The 16,269-nt window shown below is 47.4% G+C and carries 10 protein-coding genes; 7 read left to right on the plus strand and 3 right to left on the minus strand.

Annotated elements, in window-relative coordinates; genetic code table 11:
* Positions 1-188: 188 nt before the first annotated feature.
* Positions 189-2,243, minus strand: a complete 2,055-nt coding sequence (locus tag PRUB_RS23620; RefSeq protein WP_010380277.1) for a S9 family peptidase — start codon at positions 2,241-2,243, stop codon at positions 189-191.
* Between the two features lie 311 nt (positions 2,244-2,554).
* On the opposite strand from PRUB_RS23620, the gene yddG reads away from it, so the two are divergent.
* The 5 genes from yddG to PRUB_RS23645 all read left to right on the plus strand — a co-directional run bounded on the left by yddG (position 2,555) and on the right by PRUB_RS23645 (position 11,022).
* Positions 2,555-3,448, plus strand: coding sequence for an aromatic amino acid DMT transporter YddG (gene yddG, locus PRUB_RS23625; RefSeq protein ID WP_010380279.1), 894 nt, complete (start codon positions 2,555-2,557; stop codon positions 3,446-3,448).
* Between the two features lie 67 nt (positions 3,449-3,515).
* The gene (locus PRUB_RS23630) at positions 3,516-4,385 is read left to right on the plus strand and encodes a PhzF family phenazine biosynthesis protein (RefSeq protein WP_010380281.1); all 870 of its coding nucleotides are present in this window, start codon (positions 3,516-3,518) and stop codon (positions 4,383-4,385) included.
* 108 nt (positions 4,386-4,493) lie between these two features.
* The gene (locus tag PRUB_RS23635) at positions 4,494-6,395 is read left to right on the plus strand and encodes a S9 family peptidase (protein WP_010380282.1); all 1,902 of its coding nucleotides are present in this window, start codon (positions 4,494-4,496) and stop codon (positions 6,393-6,395) included.
* Positions 6,396-6,689: 294 nt separating this feature from the next.
* Positions 6,690-9,203 (plus strand): serine protease, encoded by a 2,514-nt coding sequence (locus PRUB_RS23640; protein ID WP_010380284.1) that lies wholly within the window; start codon positions 6,690-6,692, stop codon positions 9,201-9,203.
* Positions 9,204-9,528: 325 nt separating this feature from the next.
* The gene (locus PRUB_RS23645) at positions 9,529-11,022 is read left to right on the plus strand and encodes a hypothetical protein (protein ID WP_010380285.1); all 1,494 of its coding nucleotides are present in this window, start codon (positions 9,529-9,531) and stop codon (positions 11,020-11,022) included.
* A gap of 81 nt (positions 11,023-11,103) precedes the next feature.
* Here PRUB_RS23645 and aroQ read toward each other — a convergent pair whose 3' ends face one another.
* Together aroQ and PRUB_RS23655 are read right to left on the minus strand one after the other, a co-directional pair.
* On the minus strand, positions 11,104-12,300 hold the full coding sequence (aroQ, locus tag PRUB_RS23650; RefSeq protein WP_010380287.1) for a gamma subclass chorismate mutase AroQ: 1,197 nt from the start codon (positions 12,298-12,300) through the stop codon (positions 11,104-11,106).
* Between the two features lie 279 nt (positions 12,301-12,579).
* Positions 12,580-14,208 (minus strand): Na/Pi cotransporter family protein, encoded by a 1,629-nt coding sequence (locus PRUB_RS23655; RefSeq protein ID WP_010380289.1) that lies wholly within the window; start codon positions 14,206-14,208, stop codon positions 12,580-12,582.
* 295 nt (positions 14,209-14,503) lie between these two features.
* Here PRUB_RS23655 and PRUB_RS23660 point away from each other — a divergent pair, with 295 nt between their 5' ends.
* Positions 14,504-14,884: a BlaI/MecI/CopY family transcriptional regulator gene (locus tag PRUB_RS23660; RefSeq protein WP_010380291.1), complete on the plus strand. Its 381-nt coding sequence runs from the start codon at positions 14,504-14,506 to the stop codon at positions 14,882-14,884.
* Between the two features lie 13 nt (positions 14,885-14,897).
* Positions 14,898-16,268, plus strand: a complete 1,371-nt coding sequence (locus PRUB_RS23665) for a M23/M56 family metallopeptidase (protein ID WP_010380293.1) — start codon at positions 14,898-14,900, stop codon at positions 16,266-16,268.
* Position 16,269: the final 1 nt, after the last annotated feature.

A 16,269-nucleotide genomic window follows, 5' to 3' on the forward strand; every position in this document is an offset into this window, starting at 1 on the left:
TATCACGAGTCCAAATTATATCACTTTGGACTTGCAAGTGGATGCTTACCAGGGAGAATCTAAGGGTTATATAGCCATACTAAAGACACGGTTTTATCAACGCATTGTGCTGCATAAAAGGGGAACGGTGTGTTTATGCCGCTGTCCTTGAGGAAAAAGCCACCTGCATGGCGGGTGGCCGCTAAGATTTAGTCTTCTTTATTGTCGGTTCGGTATTTCTCAAACCAGGCCAGGATGTTACCCACTTTACGTGCCAGGTTGGAAGGCTTAGCTGCGATACCGTGATAAGCGCCCTGAATACGTACAAAGGCACTGTCTACGCCTTGCAGTCTTAGTGCACCGTAATACTGCTCACTTTCTGCCATTGGTGTACGGACGTCGAGCTCACCGGTTAGTACCATAGTGGGTGTCTTAACATTACCAACCAAAGAAAGCGGCGAGCGGTTCCAGTATTGCTCGTAGTCATTCCACGGCAGGTCGCTAAACCAGTAACGCGTCATAAAGGTATAAATGTCAGACGCACCGATCATGCTGGTCCAGTTGATAACTGGCTTTGCTACGACCGATGCTTTAAAACGGTCCGTTTTGCCGATGATCCAGGCCGTTAACGTCCCGCCGCCTGAGCCGCCGGTGACAAACAGGTTTTCCTCATCAACATACCCTTTTGCAATGACGCCATCGACCATATCCATCAGGTCGTTGTAATCTTCTGATGGGTAGTTCTTATCAATCTCGTTGGCAAAGTCAGCCCCCATAGACGTTGAGCCTCTTGGGTTGCCATAAACCACGACGTAACCGGCGGCTGCGAACAGCTGCACTTCGGTTGAAAACTCAGGGCCGTATGCCGTGTGCGGACCACCATGAATTTCCAGGATCAGCGGGTATTTTTTCTTCGGATCAAAGTTAGGCGGGGTCACAATCCAGGCTTGCAGGCGTCTGCCATCGACACTGCTTTTCACTTCCATCAGCTCAGGTTTATTCAGTGTTTTATGGTCAAATACATCGCCATTCAGGTCGGTCAGCTGAGTGACTTTCCCACGTTTGGAGACCACCGCTAAGTCGGCAGGGCGTACACCAGTGGACTGAGTGAACACCACCTGTCCGTTGTCGGTCACATCATATTGACCTGATGTGTAAGGGCGACCCAGGCTCATGCCACCCAGAGCATCAGTTTGCGTTTTCATCTTGCCAGACAAAGAGACATATGCGACGTGTTTCTTACCTTCGTTGTCGTAACTGAAATATAAGCCTTTGCTGTTGTCGGCCCACTTTACATTGCCGACGCTGCGATCAAGATCCGGTGTCAGGCGTTTCATGTCTGAACCATCCGGGTTCATCACATACAGCTCTGCTATCTGATTTGATTTACCATTGTCTTCGAAGCCAGTAAATGCCAGCTTTTTGCCATTGGGGCTCATCTTTGGGCTGCCCTCAGGGCCTGACATAGCGGTCAGCTCGGTGACTTTTGAAGTTAAGACATCAATGGCCATTAAATCGCTGTTGAAAACGTCAAACTGGGCATCGTCGTGGGTGTTGGCAGAGACAATGATCTGCTTGCTATCTTTTGTCCAGGCCAGAGCGCCCGCGAAGTCATGTGCACCTGAGGTGATCTGTCTTGGTGACCCGCCAATTGCTGGGACCACATAGACGTGCATATTACCCGGGCGTTTCATTCCGGCGCCATCACGCTGAAACAAAGTTTGGTCGATATACTGAGCATTATCGGCCCACTTGGCACCTTTGGGCTTAAAATCGAGGTTAAACAGGGGTTTGGATTTGCCCGGCGTAAACATGGAGAAAGCCAGCTGTTTACCATCTGGCGAGAAACTCAGCCCGCTGGGTGTCATGTTGACATCGGTGACCCGCGCAGTCAGGCCGGTGGCCAGGTCGCGCATATAAATTTGTACTTTGCCTTCTTTGCTCGACAGGTAGGCCATTTTGGTGCCGTCGGGAGAAAAGACCGGGCTGAAATGGTTTTTAGAATCTGACAGCAAAGGCAAGTGTGTTTTTCCATCCAGTGATACCGTCCAGAGGTTTCTTTTCAGACTGTCTGTCATGATGTCCATACTACGGCGTTCATAAACAACCTGCTTGCCGTTCGGCATAACTACCGGGTTGGCGGCATATTCGATATTGAACAGATCCTGATAGGTGAGCGTGTTGTTGTTTTCAGGCGTGACAGCAAGTGCTGAACCGGACAATGCCAGCGCAATACAAGACGTTAAAATAGAAAGCTTTTTCATTGTTTTATTACTCTACTCGTTGTTGTCGTTGACCGTCCATACGCCTGTGTTAGAAATATAAACCGTCGCTCGATACATCCCCTATTTATGATATGTTGTAACACTTTTTGGAATAGATACGCGGTAAGTGGCAGAATTATCCGACAATTAACTGATACGTAGGATAATTTATGGATAAAAATTTGCTATATCGCATAGTCGCGAGGTATCGTGCAGGCAGTTTGATTTTCTAATTTACTCAGAACTCGTTCATTTCGTGATGTCTCCGTCATGTCTAATATCATGGGTTCATCAACACATAGCTTAAAATCATGAACAAGTCATATCAATATACACTGGCTGGGGTGGCCGCTATTTTGCTGTGGAGCGCTGTCATGGGGTTAGTCCGTGCCGTGACGGAAATGCTGGGCCCCATCGGTGGCGCCGCCTCGATTTATACTGTGGCATCAGTGTTTTTGATAGCAGTGATGGGCGTGCCTAAACTCAGGCTGTATTCGCTACGTTATCTCCTTGTCGGAGGTAGTTTGTTTGTTGCCTATGAGATTTGCCTTGCTTTAGCTCTGGCGATGGCAAACTCGCGCCAGCAGGCTGTAGAGATGCTGGTAATCAATTACTTATGGCCAGCATTGACTGTTCTGATGGCGGTGCTCAGCAGCGGAAAACCATGTAGTAAGTGGGTTTATCCGGGTATTTTGCTGGCTTTCCTCGGCGTTGCCTGGAGTATCACTGGGGAGCAAGGGCTGACCTTGCAACAGATCACCACGAATGTGGCCACCAACCCTGTAACCTATGCAATGGCTTTGGTTGGTGCGTTTTTATGGGCACTTTACTGCATCTTAACAAAACGTATTGGAAATGGCCAAAATGCCATTACCCTATTTTTTATGATGACCGCAGTAAGCTTATGGCTCAAATTTGCGCTGAGTAATGAGCGCATGATGGTGTTTAACGCCGAATCTGCAGGTTTACTGTTGTTGACCGGTATCGCATTAGGAAGTGGATATGCGCTTTGGAACTACGCCATTATAGGGGGCAACATGGTATTGCTGGCTACTTTGTCGTATTTCACGCCAGTGCTTTCAACAGCACTTTCCTCTCTAATACTGGGGTTGGTGTTATCGCAGAGCTTTGTGCAGGGCGTGTTTATGGTTACCACGGGATCTCTATTGTGCTGGTGGGTCACTCGCAAGCAGTTTAATCACTGAAATGGCATGCGTTGCCAGTTATGCGCTGACTGGTATCAGCTGAGTCCAATGGCAGACAGGAACAAATATGAATCATCTCACAGTTTATTTGGTTAATGCTTTTACAGAGCAAGGCAAGGGCGGAAACCCAGCAGGTGTTGTACTAAAGGCCGACGGTCTGACAGACTCTCAAAAGTTGGCCATTGCGCGGTCAGTGGGGTTTTCTGAAACCGCGTTTGTCTCATCAGACAGTGAGGCCGATTTTGCGTTGTCTTTTTTTACGCCAACGGATGAGGTCGACTTTTGTGGACATGCCACTTTAGCAGCGTTTTCTGTGATGTTTGAACAAGGGCTTATCAGCGACGGGGATTACACGCAAAATACCAAAGCGGGCCGGCTTGGCGTAACGGTCGGCGCAAATGGGCGCGTTGTAATGGCGCAAAATCTACCCCAATATATTAAGCGCTTCGACTACGCACCGATCGCCGCACTCCTTGGCTTGGATGTGTCTGTATTTAGTGTAACTCAGTTGCCAGTTGAAGTTATATCAACAGGATTACCGGATATCATTGTACCCATAACAGTAGGGTATCTGGATAAGATTAAAGTGGACCAGCAGGCGCTGAGCGACTTTTCCCGTGAACATGGTGTCATTGGTTTACATGCGTTTGAGCTGAGTGATGCAAGCGGAATATTCACGGCGCGTTGTCGTAACTTTGCGCCTTTGTTTGGTATCCCGGAAGAATCAGCCACAGGCAGTGCCAGTGGGGCATTGGCGTGCTATTTAAATCAATATGTATATCCCGCTCGGTCCAACCATTTTGTGTTTGAACAAGGACGTGCGATGGGATGTACCTCGCGTATCACAGCTGAGCTTGAGTCTGATGAGCAGGGAGTTACACGCCTGCTTGTCGGTGGCATGGCTCAGATCACAGGCCAAAGGGGGCTGTCTATTTAAGTTGATAGGTCATAACTGTGCAGAGCAAAGCCACTCATCGCTATCTCTTTTAACTTTCTGTTAATTTAGGTAGGCTAGCTGGGATTCAATTTTCGGAGGTATTTCGCGATGTTGCGAATTCTAGTAAGTGCTGGCCTGGGACTGGCAGTGACGACCGGTGTGGCCGCCAAAGAGGTGATGACGCCGGAAAAACTTTGGCAGGTAAAACGTGTTAGTGCATTGGGGCTGAATAAAGACAAAACCCACGTCATTTACAAAGTGACCATGCCCAGTGTTGAGATGAACAACTTTGACAGCAAAGTCTATCAGGTGCCGCTCAAAGGCGGAACTCCTCAGCTTCTTGACGCATACCAGGGACTGCTGGCAAACAGCAAAATCTCACCTGATGGCAGCAAAAAATTGTTCCATGAAAAGGTTGAAGTGGAAGCCGTGCTGGCATCTGACAGACACAAGGCGCTGACTCAAGCAAATGCCTATGTATATGATGATCTGAACTACCGTCACTGGGACACCTGGAAAGATGGCAGTTATAAGCATGTGTTTTATCAGGATCTGAAAACAGAAGAAAAAGTCGACATTATGCTGGGGCAACCTTTTGATAGCCCGACTTCTCCATTTGGCGGCGGCAGTGATTACATCTGGGGACCAAAAGGCGAGAACATCTATTATGTGAGCAAAAAGCTCACCGGTGCAGAATATGTTGCCAGCACCAATACCGATATCTATCGCTATAACCTGGCCAGTAAGCAGACGACTAACCTGACACAAAGCAACCCTGGTTATGACAAGTACCCCGCATTTTCGTCAAAAGGGCATCTTGCCTGGTTGCAAATGACCACACCAGGTTACGAAGCTGATAAGAACGACATCATCATCAGAGTTAAAAATCACAACATCAACCTGACTGCGCACTGGGATGGCACGGTAAACAGCTTTAAGTGGAGCGAAGACGGTAAACACATTTATTTTGTGGCACCGACTGACGGCACGATCCAGTTATTCCAGGTTTCTGTGACCACGAATCCAAAAGCCAGACCAGCCATTAAGCAGCTCACCCAAGGCCAGTTCGATGTGAATGGCATTGTGGCGGCACTGGATAAGCAACTGGTGGTAACGCGCAACAGCATGAACAAAGCGAAGGAAATTTACCGCTTTGATCTGAAAAGCCAAAAGCTGAGTGCACTGACCAAGGTCAATGATGCATTTTATGCCAATATGGACCTACCTACCGTTAAAAAGCAGATGGTAAAGACCAAAGATGGTCAGGACATGCTGACCTGGGTTATCTATCCGCCAAACTTTGACGAATCGAAGAAGTACCCGACTTTATTGTATCTACAAGGTGGACCTCAGTCGGCACTTTCACAGTTTTACTCTTTCCGCTGGAACTTCCAGGTAATGGCGTCACAAGGTTATATTGTGGTTGCACCGAACCGTCGTGGTATGCCGGGACATGGGGTTAAGTGGAATGAAGACATCACTCAGGACTGGGGTGGTAAGGTGATGCAGGATTACCTCGACGCCATTGATGAGGTGTCTAAAGCGTCCTATGTTGATAAGACCCGCATCGCAGCAGTCGGTGCGAGTTTTGGTGGTTATTCCGCTTTTTATCTGGCTGGTAATCACGATGGTCGATTCAAATCCTTTATCGCACATTGTGGTATTTTCGACTTGCGCAGCATGTATGGTAGTACAGAAGAAATCTTCTTCGTTGACCATGAGTTTGGTGGTGCATACTGGGAGAAAAACGCCGCTACCGACAAAACTTATGGGGCATTTAATCCAATCAGTTATGTGGATAAATGGGATGCGCCTATGTTTGTTATCCACGGTGGTAAAGATTACCGTGTACCGTTGGAGCAGGGTATTCAGGCATTCCAGGCAGCAAAATTGCGTGGTCTGAAAAGTCGCTTCCTGTACTTCCCTGAAGAGAACCACTGGGTGCTTACTCCGCAAAATGGCATTGTCTGGCAGCGGGAGTTCTTCAAGTGGCTGGATGACACACTTTAACTAATCAATCACGGACCCTGCAATGGGGTCTGTGACGTGAACACTTTAACTGACTGGCCATATCATTTCGGCCAGTCGATTTTCAGATGCGCAACTGTCCTGTCATGGCAATAAATTTGTTTCTTACTTGTTAATTCTCTTCAAATCTGATGGTTTTTATAGGGTTTCGTTTGTTTTTTGTCCGAACAGCAGGGCCTAGGGTATTTTGTTTTATATTTAGGGACGTTTTTGTGATATTTTTTTGAATGTTTTGCATTAAGAAAACACAGTAGTATCACAATCAGGAAAATCTACATGGACTCGACAATAAAAAAAATACTTCTATTCACATTGGCATCTGGTTCCTTAACAGGGGCTGCGTTCGCGAAGGAAAAGCAGCCTCTGCAATCTCGCGCTGCGATGGACAATGTCAGAATAGTCGGCGGGGGTGAAGCAACCCCATTTGCTTACCCGTTTATGGGAAGCCTGCAACTTTTTAGTGGTAATGAATATGGCCACTATTGTGGCTCTTCGCTCATTGCACCAAATAAAGTACTGACTGCGGCACATTGTGTCGAGGGGTGGAGTGCTGGTGACTTTGCGGTCAAATTTGGCAGTCATGACCTTACTGACGAAAGTCAGGGGCAGCTTTACAGAGTGACTGATATCATAATGCATGAGCGTTATCATGATACTTATACCTACAACAACGACATTGCAGTCCTGACTCTGGAAGCGCCTGTTGAAGGGATCACACCAATTGAACTGGCCGACCCTGAATTAAAGCGCAGCTACGTGGTGGGAGAGAACTTCAAGGTAATGGGATGGGGCGCACTTTATTCGGGTGGTCCGTCACCTGATAAGCTTCATGAAGTGGACGTACCTTATATCTCTAACGAAGTGTGTAATGATGCCCAGCACTATGAAGGTCGAATTTCGGATAATATGCTTTGTGCCGGATTTGATGCGGGCGGCAAGGATTCTTGTCAGGGCGACAGTGGTGGTCCACTGATTGTCAATCGTGATAACCGTTGGATCCAGGTTGGTGTAGTCAGCTGGGGAGATGGATGTGCATATGAGTTTAAACCTGGTGTTTATGCTGATGTAGCGGTGTTAAATGAGTGGGTTACGGTAAAACAGCAATATGTTGAGTTCGAAGCTGCCTATACCATGGTGCCGGATAAACCGACCATGTCAGTCAGGCTGCTGAATCAGTCGAGTGTACCGGTTGAAGTCTCAAACATAGCACTGACTGATGAATCAGCGGGGATCACAATCAATACTGACAACTGTGCGGGTAAAACAGTTGAACAAAATCAATCTTGTACAGTGGTTGTGGATATAGAGGAGAGCGCACAGCAAGGTCAGTTTAGATTAAGTGCTGAGCTGGTTAATCAGGACGTAGAAGCGCGTGGTCGTGATTATTATTTTGAGAAAACCCCTGCAAGCGTAGCTAATGTCAATGCGCATATGGGTACAGATCCGCTTGTAGAGTGGTTCAGTGGTGGAGATGCTGCCTGGGTACTGGGTGTGGAGGAAACCGAGGAAGAGTCTGTCCTGCCAGTAGTGAGCAGCGGTAATATCTCTGATGGCACTGAGGATCCAAGCATTAGTGGAAGTTCACAAAAGTCAGTTCTGATTGGCGAGATAAACCATGGTCTGGCATTAGGTATTGATTTTGAATACCTATTATCATCAGAGCAAAACTTTGACTTCTTTACTGTTTTCCTTAACGGTCAGCAAGTGCTTCGAAACAGCGGTTTAAATAATGCGTACGAGAAAGTCTCTTATGACCTGAAAAAAGGGTCAAACACGATTGTGTTTGTATATAGCAAAGATGGCTCTGTTTCTCACGGTAATGATAATGTTGTGCTCAAATCTCTGAATGTCGACGTACGCGATAATGAGAGTCCAGCAATCACACTGACAGAAACGGATTTCAACATCAGAAGTGGCATGGAGGTGACTTTTGATGCAACGGGTACCAATGATCCGGATGGAGATAGCTATACGTTTGCCTGGGCTGACATCAATGCACCTGAAGTTGTACTGAGCACTGAAGAAACGTATACGCTTGTTGCACCAGCAGTCAGTGAGACAGTAACTCAGGTATTTGAAGTCACAGCAACTGACGAGTATGGCGCGTCATCTAAACAACGTGTTACCGTTACCATCGATGAGAACAAGCAACCTGTGATTGATGTCACTGAGACAAGTATTGAGGTTCGAGGCGGGTCGGAGTTTACTTTAGATGCAAGTGCAACAACTGACCCTGAGGGCGATACCTTGTCTTACAGCTGGAAGAGTCTCTCAAGCGATGATTCGACTCCTGTTTCGGAGACAGCCATTTTGACATTGAAGGCTGATGAAGCACAGATTGGTCAAACCCTGGTGTATGAGTTCACGGTTGAAGACGAGTATGGTGCCAAGTCATCGCAGCTATTTACGGTCGCGGTTGCTGAAAACAAAGCGCCTCAGGTTGTCTTAACAGCCAACGCGACTTTGGTTGCTGAAGGTCAGAGTATTGAACTGACCGCGTCAGCTTCGGTTGACCCGGAGGGCGATGAGCTGACATTTAGCTGGAAGCAAGTTTCTGGCACGAGCGTGAACGTATCCGGCAGTGGTGCGACAGTGAGTCTGGTTGCCCCTTCAGTTGAAAAGAACGAAGTACTTGAGTTTGCAGTGACTGTGACAGATTCTTTTGGCGCATCGTCAACGGAAAATGTTAAGGTCATCGTTGAGCAGCCTGAAAAAGACAGTGGTTCTTTTGGTTCATTCGCTTTGTTGCTGATGTCTCTGGCATTGTTTACTCGTCGAATGAAGAAGTAACTGACTTTGTGACTTTTTAGGGTATTATCTTTCCCTAAATATATATAGAAACCGCTATCATAACTGTGATGGCGGTTTTTTATTTAATATTCTGAATTTTTTATATTATACTTTGTCTTATTTGTGTCATGTCTTTGCCATTTAAACGTATAAAGTGACTCGCTTTTTGTTTCTTCCTGATCCTTGTTGTTTCAATTTGTATATTCACATTTATTCCCTTGATTTACCCCTGTAATTACTCAATTATCTGTATTCTAAGTATTTAGGTTGTAGATACTCATAGTTATATATTTGCGTTTATCTTATAGTTTAATAAGGAAATCTAATGTGTTTTGAACTCACTTCATGCAAATCATTTTTGGCGTGCGCGATTTCACTGGCTTTGATTGGCTGTAGTGGTAGCAACGACGAGAAAGAGGCTAAATCAAAGCTGGTGACAGAAGATCAAAAAGTGATTGTAAAGACAACAGAAACACGCACCATTACCGCCATTGATGGCTACCTGGTGAATGCTACTGTATGTGACGATCAGAATGACAACCTGGTGTGTGATACTGGTGAAGAGATAAGGGTCAAGGATAGTACGGGTAAAACGCAGGTGTTAACAACTAATGTAAAAGGGCAGGCTGAAGTACCGGCAGATGCCAATGTCATTATTAAAGTGATTGGAGAGCAAACATACGATACGGATTTTGATCTCCATGCTGATCAGACATATACACTCCTTGCACACTCGGATACGGATATCATTTCACCGTTTACAACGCTGGCAGCGCTTAAAAATGTCGATATGGATACGCTGGCGGCTGAACTGAATCTCAATGCCGACCTGATCAAAGGCGACTTTGTATTGGCCAAATCCGGAGCAGATCCATTGACCGCAGCTGAATCCAGGCGTATTCACTTAGTTGCCCGTTCAATTGTAAAACTGCTTCCCGAGCATTTCTCCTCTTTCAAAGACGATGCCAGCTTATCTGACGAGCTGGTTGGCGAGACGGTAGGACTGGTGCAATACGCTCAGCAAATGACGCTCGACGATATAGACATGCTGGTGCTGGAGAAGACCGAAGATGGCCAGGCGTGGGCAGCTCATAGGGTGATAGAAACATCATACCCTTTACCAGATACCCGGGACCTGGAAGATGAGCTGGAGCAGGACGAAGGACGCTGGTATATGGGGTCAACCAGTGCCGGGCGCTTCGCGCGTGAAGGTGTTAAACAGTTAGTGATGCACGATGGTGTAGCGTTAGTCGGTGACGAATCTATTCCTTATCAGGTCAATAGGTCTGTGATTGTGATGGGGGATAAGGAAATAGATGTTTTTGAGACCCTGGATGGGCTTTTACTGGCACTAGATAATTCTGTGGGCGATCTCATCTTCTTCAGTAAATACTATGACGCTTCGACAGATCTGGCGGGGAAGTTCAGCGCACAGGCACTCATTGCTGAGCCCTTGTATATGATTGTTAAAGACAATGACAATGCCCATGGGGATGCCTCGCTTAAACGTGTAGAGCTGAATGTGATTGAACACACCTTTAAGGCAGACGGTACAGGCACACTCAAGTACAAGGGGGAAGACGAAAGTATTGATACTCAATGGTCAGTGACTGACGAGGGGGCACTGAAAGTACAATTTAACTCTGCGGGAGCGTGGGTGACCGAGACTTATTATCGCAGTCCAAGTACGCATGAGGTATTTGTGGCGAGAGCCGAAATGGCGACTACCCAGCCTGTTATTGCGACGTACGACAAAGATTCAGCGTTGTTAATTCTACAGATGCTTGAAGTGTATTACACGCTCATTGAATCATCTTAAGTTCAATACGGTTTGGTTCTTATCTCAGCCCTTTATGCTTTACTGGCGCGAAGGGCTGATGGATAGATAAGTGCGAGCGGCTTAGTCGGTTGCCTGGCAGTTCTCAACCCTGCGTACGCTTTGTAGTGTCTGGTAAAGTCTTTGTTTATCTTTGCCCGTTAAGTTATCTGTGACCAGCGTAGTATGAAAAACAGGTTCCAGTTCAGGAGTGAGGTTACCATGTTGTTTCAAATGAGCGGTCATCGTTTCGAGTATGGCTGAACCGAGTTGATTAAGTGTAAGTCTTAACTTTGCCAGATCGGCTGTTTTGCTGGGCACACCCTCCGCCAGCCATTGTGCACGGTATCTGTATTGAATCGCTTTGGCTGCATCCATTTGTGCCTGAAAAAATGCTTTCACGCTACTTGTATCCAGGCATTGCTGTCTGGCTTGTTCCAGCGCTTTTGAGAGCACCACAGCTTCACGAGATAAGTCTTCAATGGGTTTGTGCTTGTTGGCTTTAAATAGTGCCACCAACTGCATTTGAGCAAGGCGTTTATCAATTAACGCAAACACAGATTTGCTGGAGTCCGCTCGTGCTTTGATCTGTTCATTAGCTTGATCAACGACCTGTTTCAGCGCTATGCGTGCTGCACTGTGGCTGATCTGTTGAGGCCGTTTTTCCAGTTTCATCAGCCCAAACAGGGTGTGGTTATCTGTTTGGTCCTGAATGCCCTTTTCACGCAATGTTAGCTCAGGGTACACACTTTTAAGTGCGCAGCTGCCGATAGCGACTGTGCTTTGATCAAACAGCCCGTGAGCCAGTCGTCGAGCTGCTTCGTTGGTGCCTTCAGGCACAGGGATGGTCGTTATCTGATGCGCGCTGAGCCAGTTGCTGATTTGTTTCAAAGCCGCAGGGTGAGAGGCCGCATGGGTGATCTTACCCGTTTTGTTTAATCCAAATACACACATTTCGATGGGCATATGCACTGCGGCGCTGAACGCGGTTACCCGGTAATTGCGCATGGCATTCACAATTGCCGGGACCAGCTGCCCGTCAATGGTCGAATTGGCCAGCGCACTGAATGCCCATGCATTATTCTCTGTTGCTGCCGTATAGGTATCATCCGGCGTGCCCGAGTAAAGGCGTTGGTAGGCGTCAGCGCTGCGCTCTGTCAGTAAGTCTAGAGCCGCGTGGTTAAAGCTCCCGGGCCCTGCTTGCACGTATACAGGGGTAGCCTCGGTTGTAAAGGCAGTCAGTAAAACAAACACAGTAAGTAAGTGAGATAAAAGGCGCAATTGTAAGGGTTTCCAAGGATATGTCAGACAACGGGCATCCTAGCAAAATTGCGACTGTCTGTCTCAAAAGAGGTTGGTATTTTATAAGACAGCTGGTGTGAAATAGGGTGGTCCTGAGTTTATCTGTATTGAGACCAGTCAGGTTTAGTTTAACCTAAAGGCGATTTTTAACATCTAGGTTTTTGCAGTTCAGCCATTAGCCTGAATGGTGCAAGGGCAGGGATTCCCCGTTTCTTATTACTTACATTCAAGCTTTGCCTGCTTTATGCCTCCGCTGCACTATGATGATGTCTTTGGATTAAGCTGCTCTTCTATGAGATATAACAACAGCATGGCTTTGTGCCATTGTTGGGTTAGTTGCCACATATCGGACAGTCCATTGATATTGCGGACCATATTGTCTATCGGCAAAGTCGCATTGGTGCCGGCAAGGATCAGATCATCTTTGACGTCGTCGTGTAGTTGTTGTAGCTCCAGGAGGGCTGCGTTAAATGTCTCTGTGTTCGTCGACTGGGCTTCTAGGCTGGTTCTCATAAAATGCCCCAGTTGGGATTGGTATTCTTCCAGCTGAGTATGTAATTCAGGGTGTCCGGCAAGCGCTTTTTGCGATGGCTGCTGAGCCAGCTTTTCAACACAGTGGCAGCAGGTGAACAGGTAATGTTCGATGCGCATTAATTTTGCCAGCAAACTTGTGGTTTCTTCAGACAAAGCAGATTGTTCAACAGTGACAATGAAATTGGTAATGTGCTGACACAACATCTGAATGGTATGTATTTCTTGCTCTATGGCCAGACTATCCAGAGGTTGTTTGGATTTTTCATATTGTGCCAGTAGCTTATCGGCAACCAGCTTAGTTTCGAGCAGTACTGCATTGGTTGCCAGCGCCGGGGTCTGGGCAATGGTTTTATCCAAAAACCGTGGCCGGGCTGCGGTTTCTTCGGCACTGCAAAAGCGCTTCATCAAAAAGCCTGCCAGGCGGCTATTGAGTGGAAAGATCAGCATGACGCCCAGTACGTTAAACAGGGTATGAAATAATGCCAGCGACAGTGCAGGGTCGGCTGCCAGGTTAAAAAAGCCAGTGAGCTGGGTTATCAGGTAAAACAGTACGGGCAATATTGCGAAGGCGACAAGCGCCGTGAGTGCGTTAAAAACGACCTGAGCTGCAGCCACGCGTTTGGCATTAGAAGTAGCACCAATTGCTGCCAGTACAGAGGTTGAGGTGGTGCCAATGTTCGCCCCTATGACCATGGCACCAGCGGCATAGAGACCTATCATGCCGCTGGCTGCCGCCGTGATGGTGAGCGCAATGGAAGCGCTGGATGACTGAGTGAGCGTGGTCATGACTATACCGATCAGCAGAAATGTCAGCATGCCGTTCAGACCCTGGGCGGTGAACTGACTTAAATCAAACCTGGCGACAACATGTTCAAAAGTGCCCTTAAGAATATCTATACCTATGAAAAACAGGCCAAAGCCAACCAGAGCAAGCCCTGCTGATGCTAGCCGGGTTTGTGGCCTTAGTAACTTCATCAACGCGCCTAAACCGATTAAAGGCAGTGCAATGGCTTGAATATTGAACTTAAAGCCCACTGCGGCAACCAGCCAACCGGTGACCGAGGTGCCGACGTTGGCGCCATACACTATGCCCAGTGCCTGATGCATGGTGATCAGGCCGGCATTCACAAAACCCAGCGAAGCTACGGTGACTGCACTTGAGGACTGGACCAGTGCTGTCATACAAAAGCCTGAAGCGATACCGCGCTGTGGAGTTTTAGTCCAGGTCGCCAATACTTTACGCAACGAGCTCCCTGCTGCGAGTTTCAGACCATCGGTCATCATGCTTATGGCAACCAGGAAAATCCCCAGGCCGCCAAGCAGACTTCCTAACAACTGAAATGTTTCTGTCATTGCTTACCCCATTTTATTGGGCAAACATCAAAAATTAGCAGTTTGCCCCGTGTCACTTAACTGTCATAAAAGTATCAAGCTTCACAAAACGGTGGTTGTCTGAGGTCAACTTTTGTCACAGTCAAAGGTTTACAAAGATATAAATAGTATTGCCCGCAAGTCTAAAGTTAGCAAGAATCGGCTAATTTTCAGTTGTTTGGGTTTTAATTATTAGTCGTTTTTAAAAAGTGTGACTTGTGTCGCACTTTTTTTGCTGCTAAAGTGCGACAAGTGTCACATTAAAAGAATAATAGATATGAAACCCAACACCACCGAATTAGAGATCCTCAAGCTACTGTGGCAACAGGAGCCTCGTACTGCAAAAGAAATTCATGACGCCATCGCCGAGCGTTTTAACTGGTCATACTCTTCAACGCGCAAAACACTTGAGCGCATGGGCGATAAGGGCTTGTTGAGCATTGGTGAGCAAGGCAATAAAAAGTCGTACACCGCCAAGGTTGATAAAGTCCCCACTTTGGCCGCTTACGCTCAGGAATTTGCTAAAAATGTCCTGGAACTGGATGGTCCATTGCCAGTGGCTATGTTTGCCGATAGTCGTCTGATTGAATCACAGGAGCTGGAAGAGCTGGAGCACTTGCTGGAATCCTTATCTGAGCAGGATAAGCGGGGCCAGTAAAATGAGTCTGGCAATGTTATTTTCTATTTTACTGTCGGTGCTGGTTTGGTGCCTTGTATGTGGTGCTTTGGTGCTGGTGGGTCGCTTTCTGAGCCGCCGTCACCCGGCTGCGCCTGGCTTATGGTGGGCATTGCTGGTACTCAGCTTTGTGCCCTTTACACCGCTTCCTGATATGGCGCTGGATGAGACGATCCCGACAGTGTTGTACGACTTTAGTGAGCAGGCTGGAAAGCTGCAACTAAGTACTGAGATAATGCTGACGACTGAACATCAGTGGGACGGGCTATGGATATTTATCGCACTGACATTGCTGGCGGCGCTGCAGAGCATTCGTCGGGGTGCGCGTTTACATAACAAACTTGCCAGCCTGCGTGCGCTAATGGTCAGTGCAGAGCCACTTCAGGCAGACCTTAGTGCGTCTTTTTCATCGCTCACTCAGATTAAAGGCCGTCAGGTGCCAGTGTATGTGCTGCCTCTGAACTGTACGGCGTTTGCAACGGGGATTAAAAAGCCGACTATCGTGATGCCACAATACTTTACGACCTTACCTGAACATAAGCAGCAGACTTTGCTGCTGCATGAAGTAACGCACCTGGCTCACAAAGATCATATTGCCCTGATGGCATGGCAAGTTATCAAATGTCTGTTCTGGTTTAATCCGGCCATTGTCAGGATGGAAGCGGCGTTCATCAGCGCCATGGAAGCGCGTTGTGATGCACAAACCATTGGACGTTACGGCATTAATCGTCAGCAGTACGCAGCCACGTTACTGGATGCCCTGAAACACAGCACACTCAACAAGACACCTAATGCAGTCGCCGGGTTCGCATCGGAGGCGTTATCTCTGGCTGATTATAAAAGTCGTCTGGTGCAAATCATGAATCCGGTTAAAACGCGGCATAGTTTTGTCACACTCAACATACTGGCGATAGCTGTGTTTAGTGCTTTCGTTTCCTTCCAGGTGAAGCCCTTACTGAGTCCCCAGGCACCCAACTGGCAACTACCAATGAGTGACTACAAGATCAGTTCTCACTTTGGACATGTGTGGGCCTTTCGAAATTACAAGCCGCACGGTGGACTTGACATGGTTGCGGCCAAAGGCACGCCACTTGGTGCGATGGCAACGGGTAAAGTACTGGTGGCGGATGAGACAACTCTGGCAAAAAATTACGGTAAAACGGTACTGATCCAGCACAGTAATGGCTACCAGAGTTTATATGCACACCTGGATAGTATTGCCGTATCACAAGGTGACTGGGTATCAGCCGGAGAAGTCATCGGTACTTTAGGTGACAGTGGCCGGGTTACCGGGGCTCATTTGCATCTGGAGATCCTGGCTGACGGGAAACGCCTTGACCCGCTGAGTATTTTTCCAAAGGACTAAA

The organism is Pseudoalteromonas rubra, assembly GCF_000238295.3.
In the GTDB taxonomy this organism is placed as follows: Bacteria; Pseudomonadota; Gammaproteobacteria; order Enterobacterales; family Alteromonadaceae; genus Pseudoalteromonas; species Pseudoalteromonas rubra.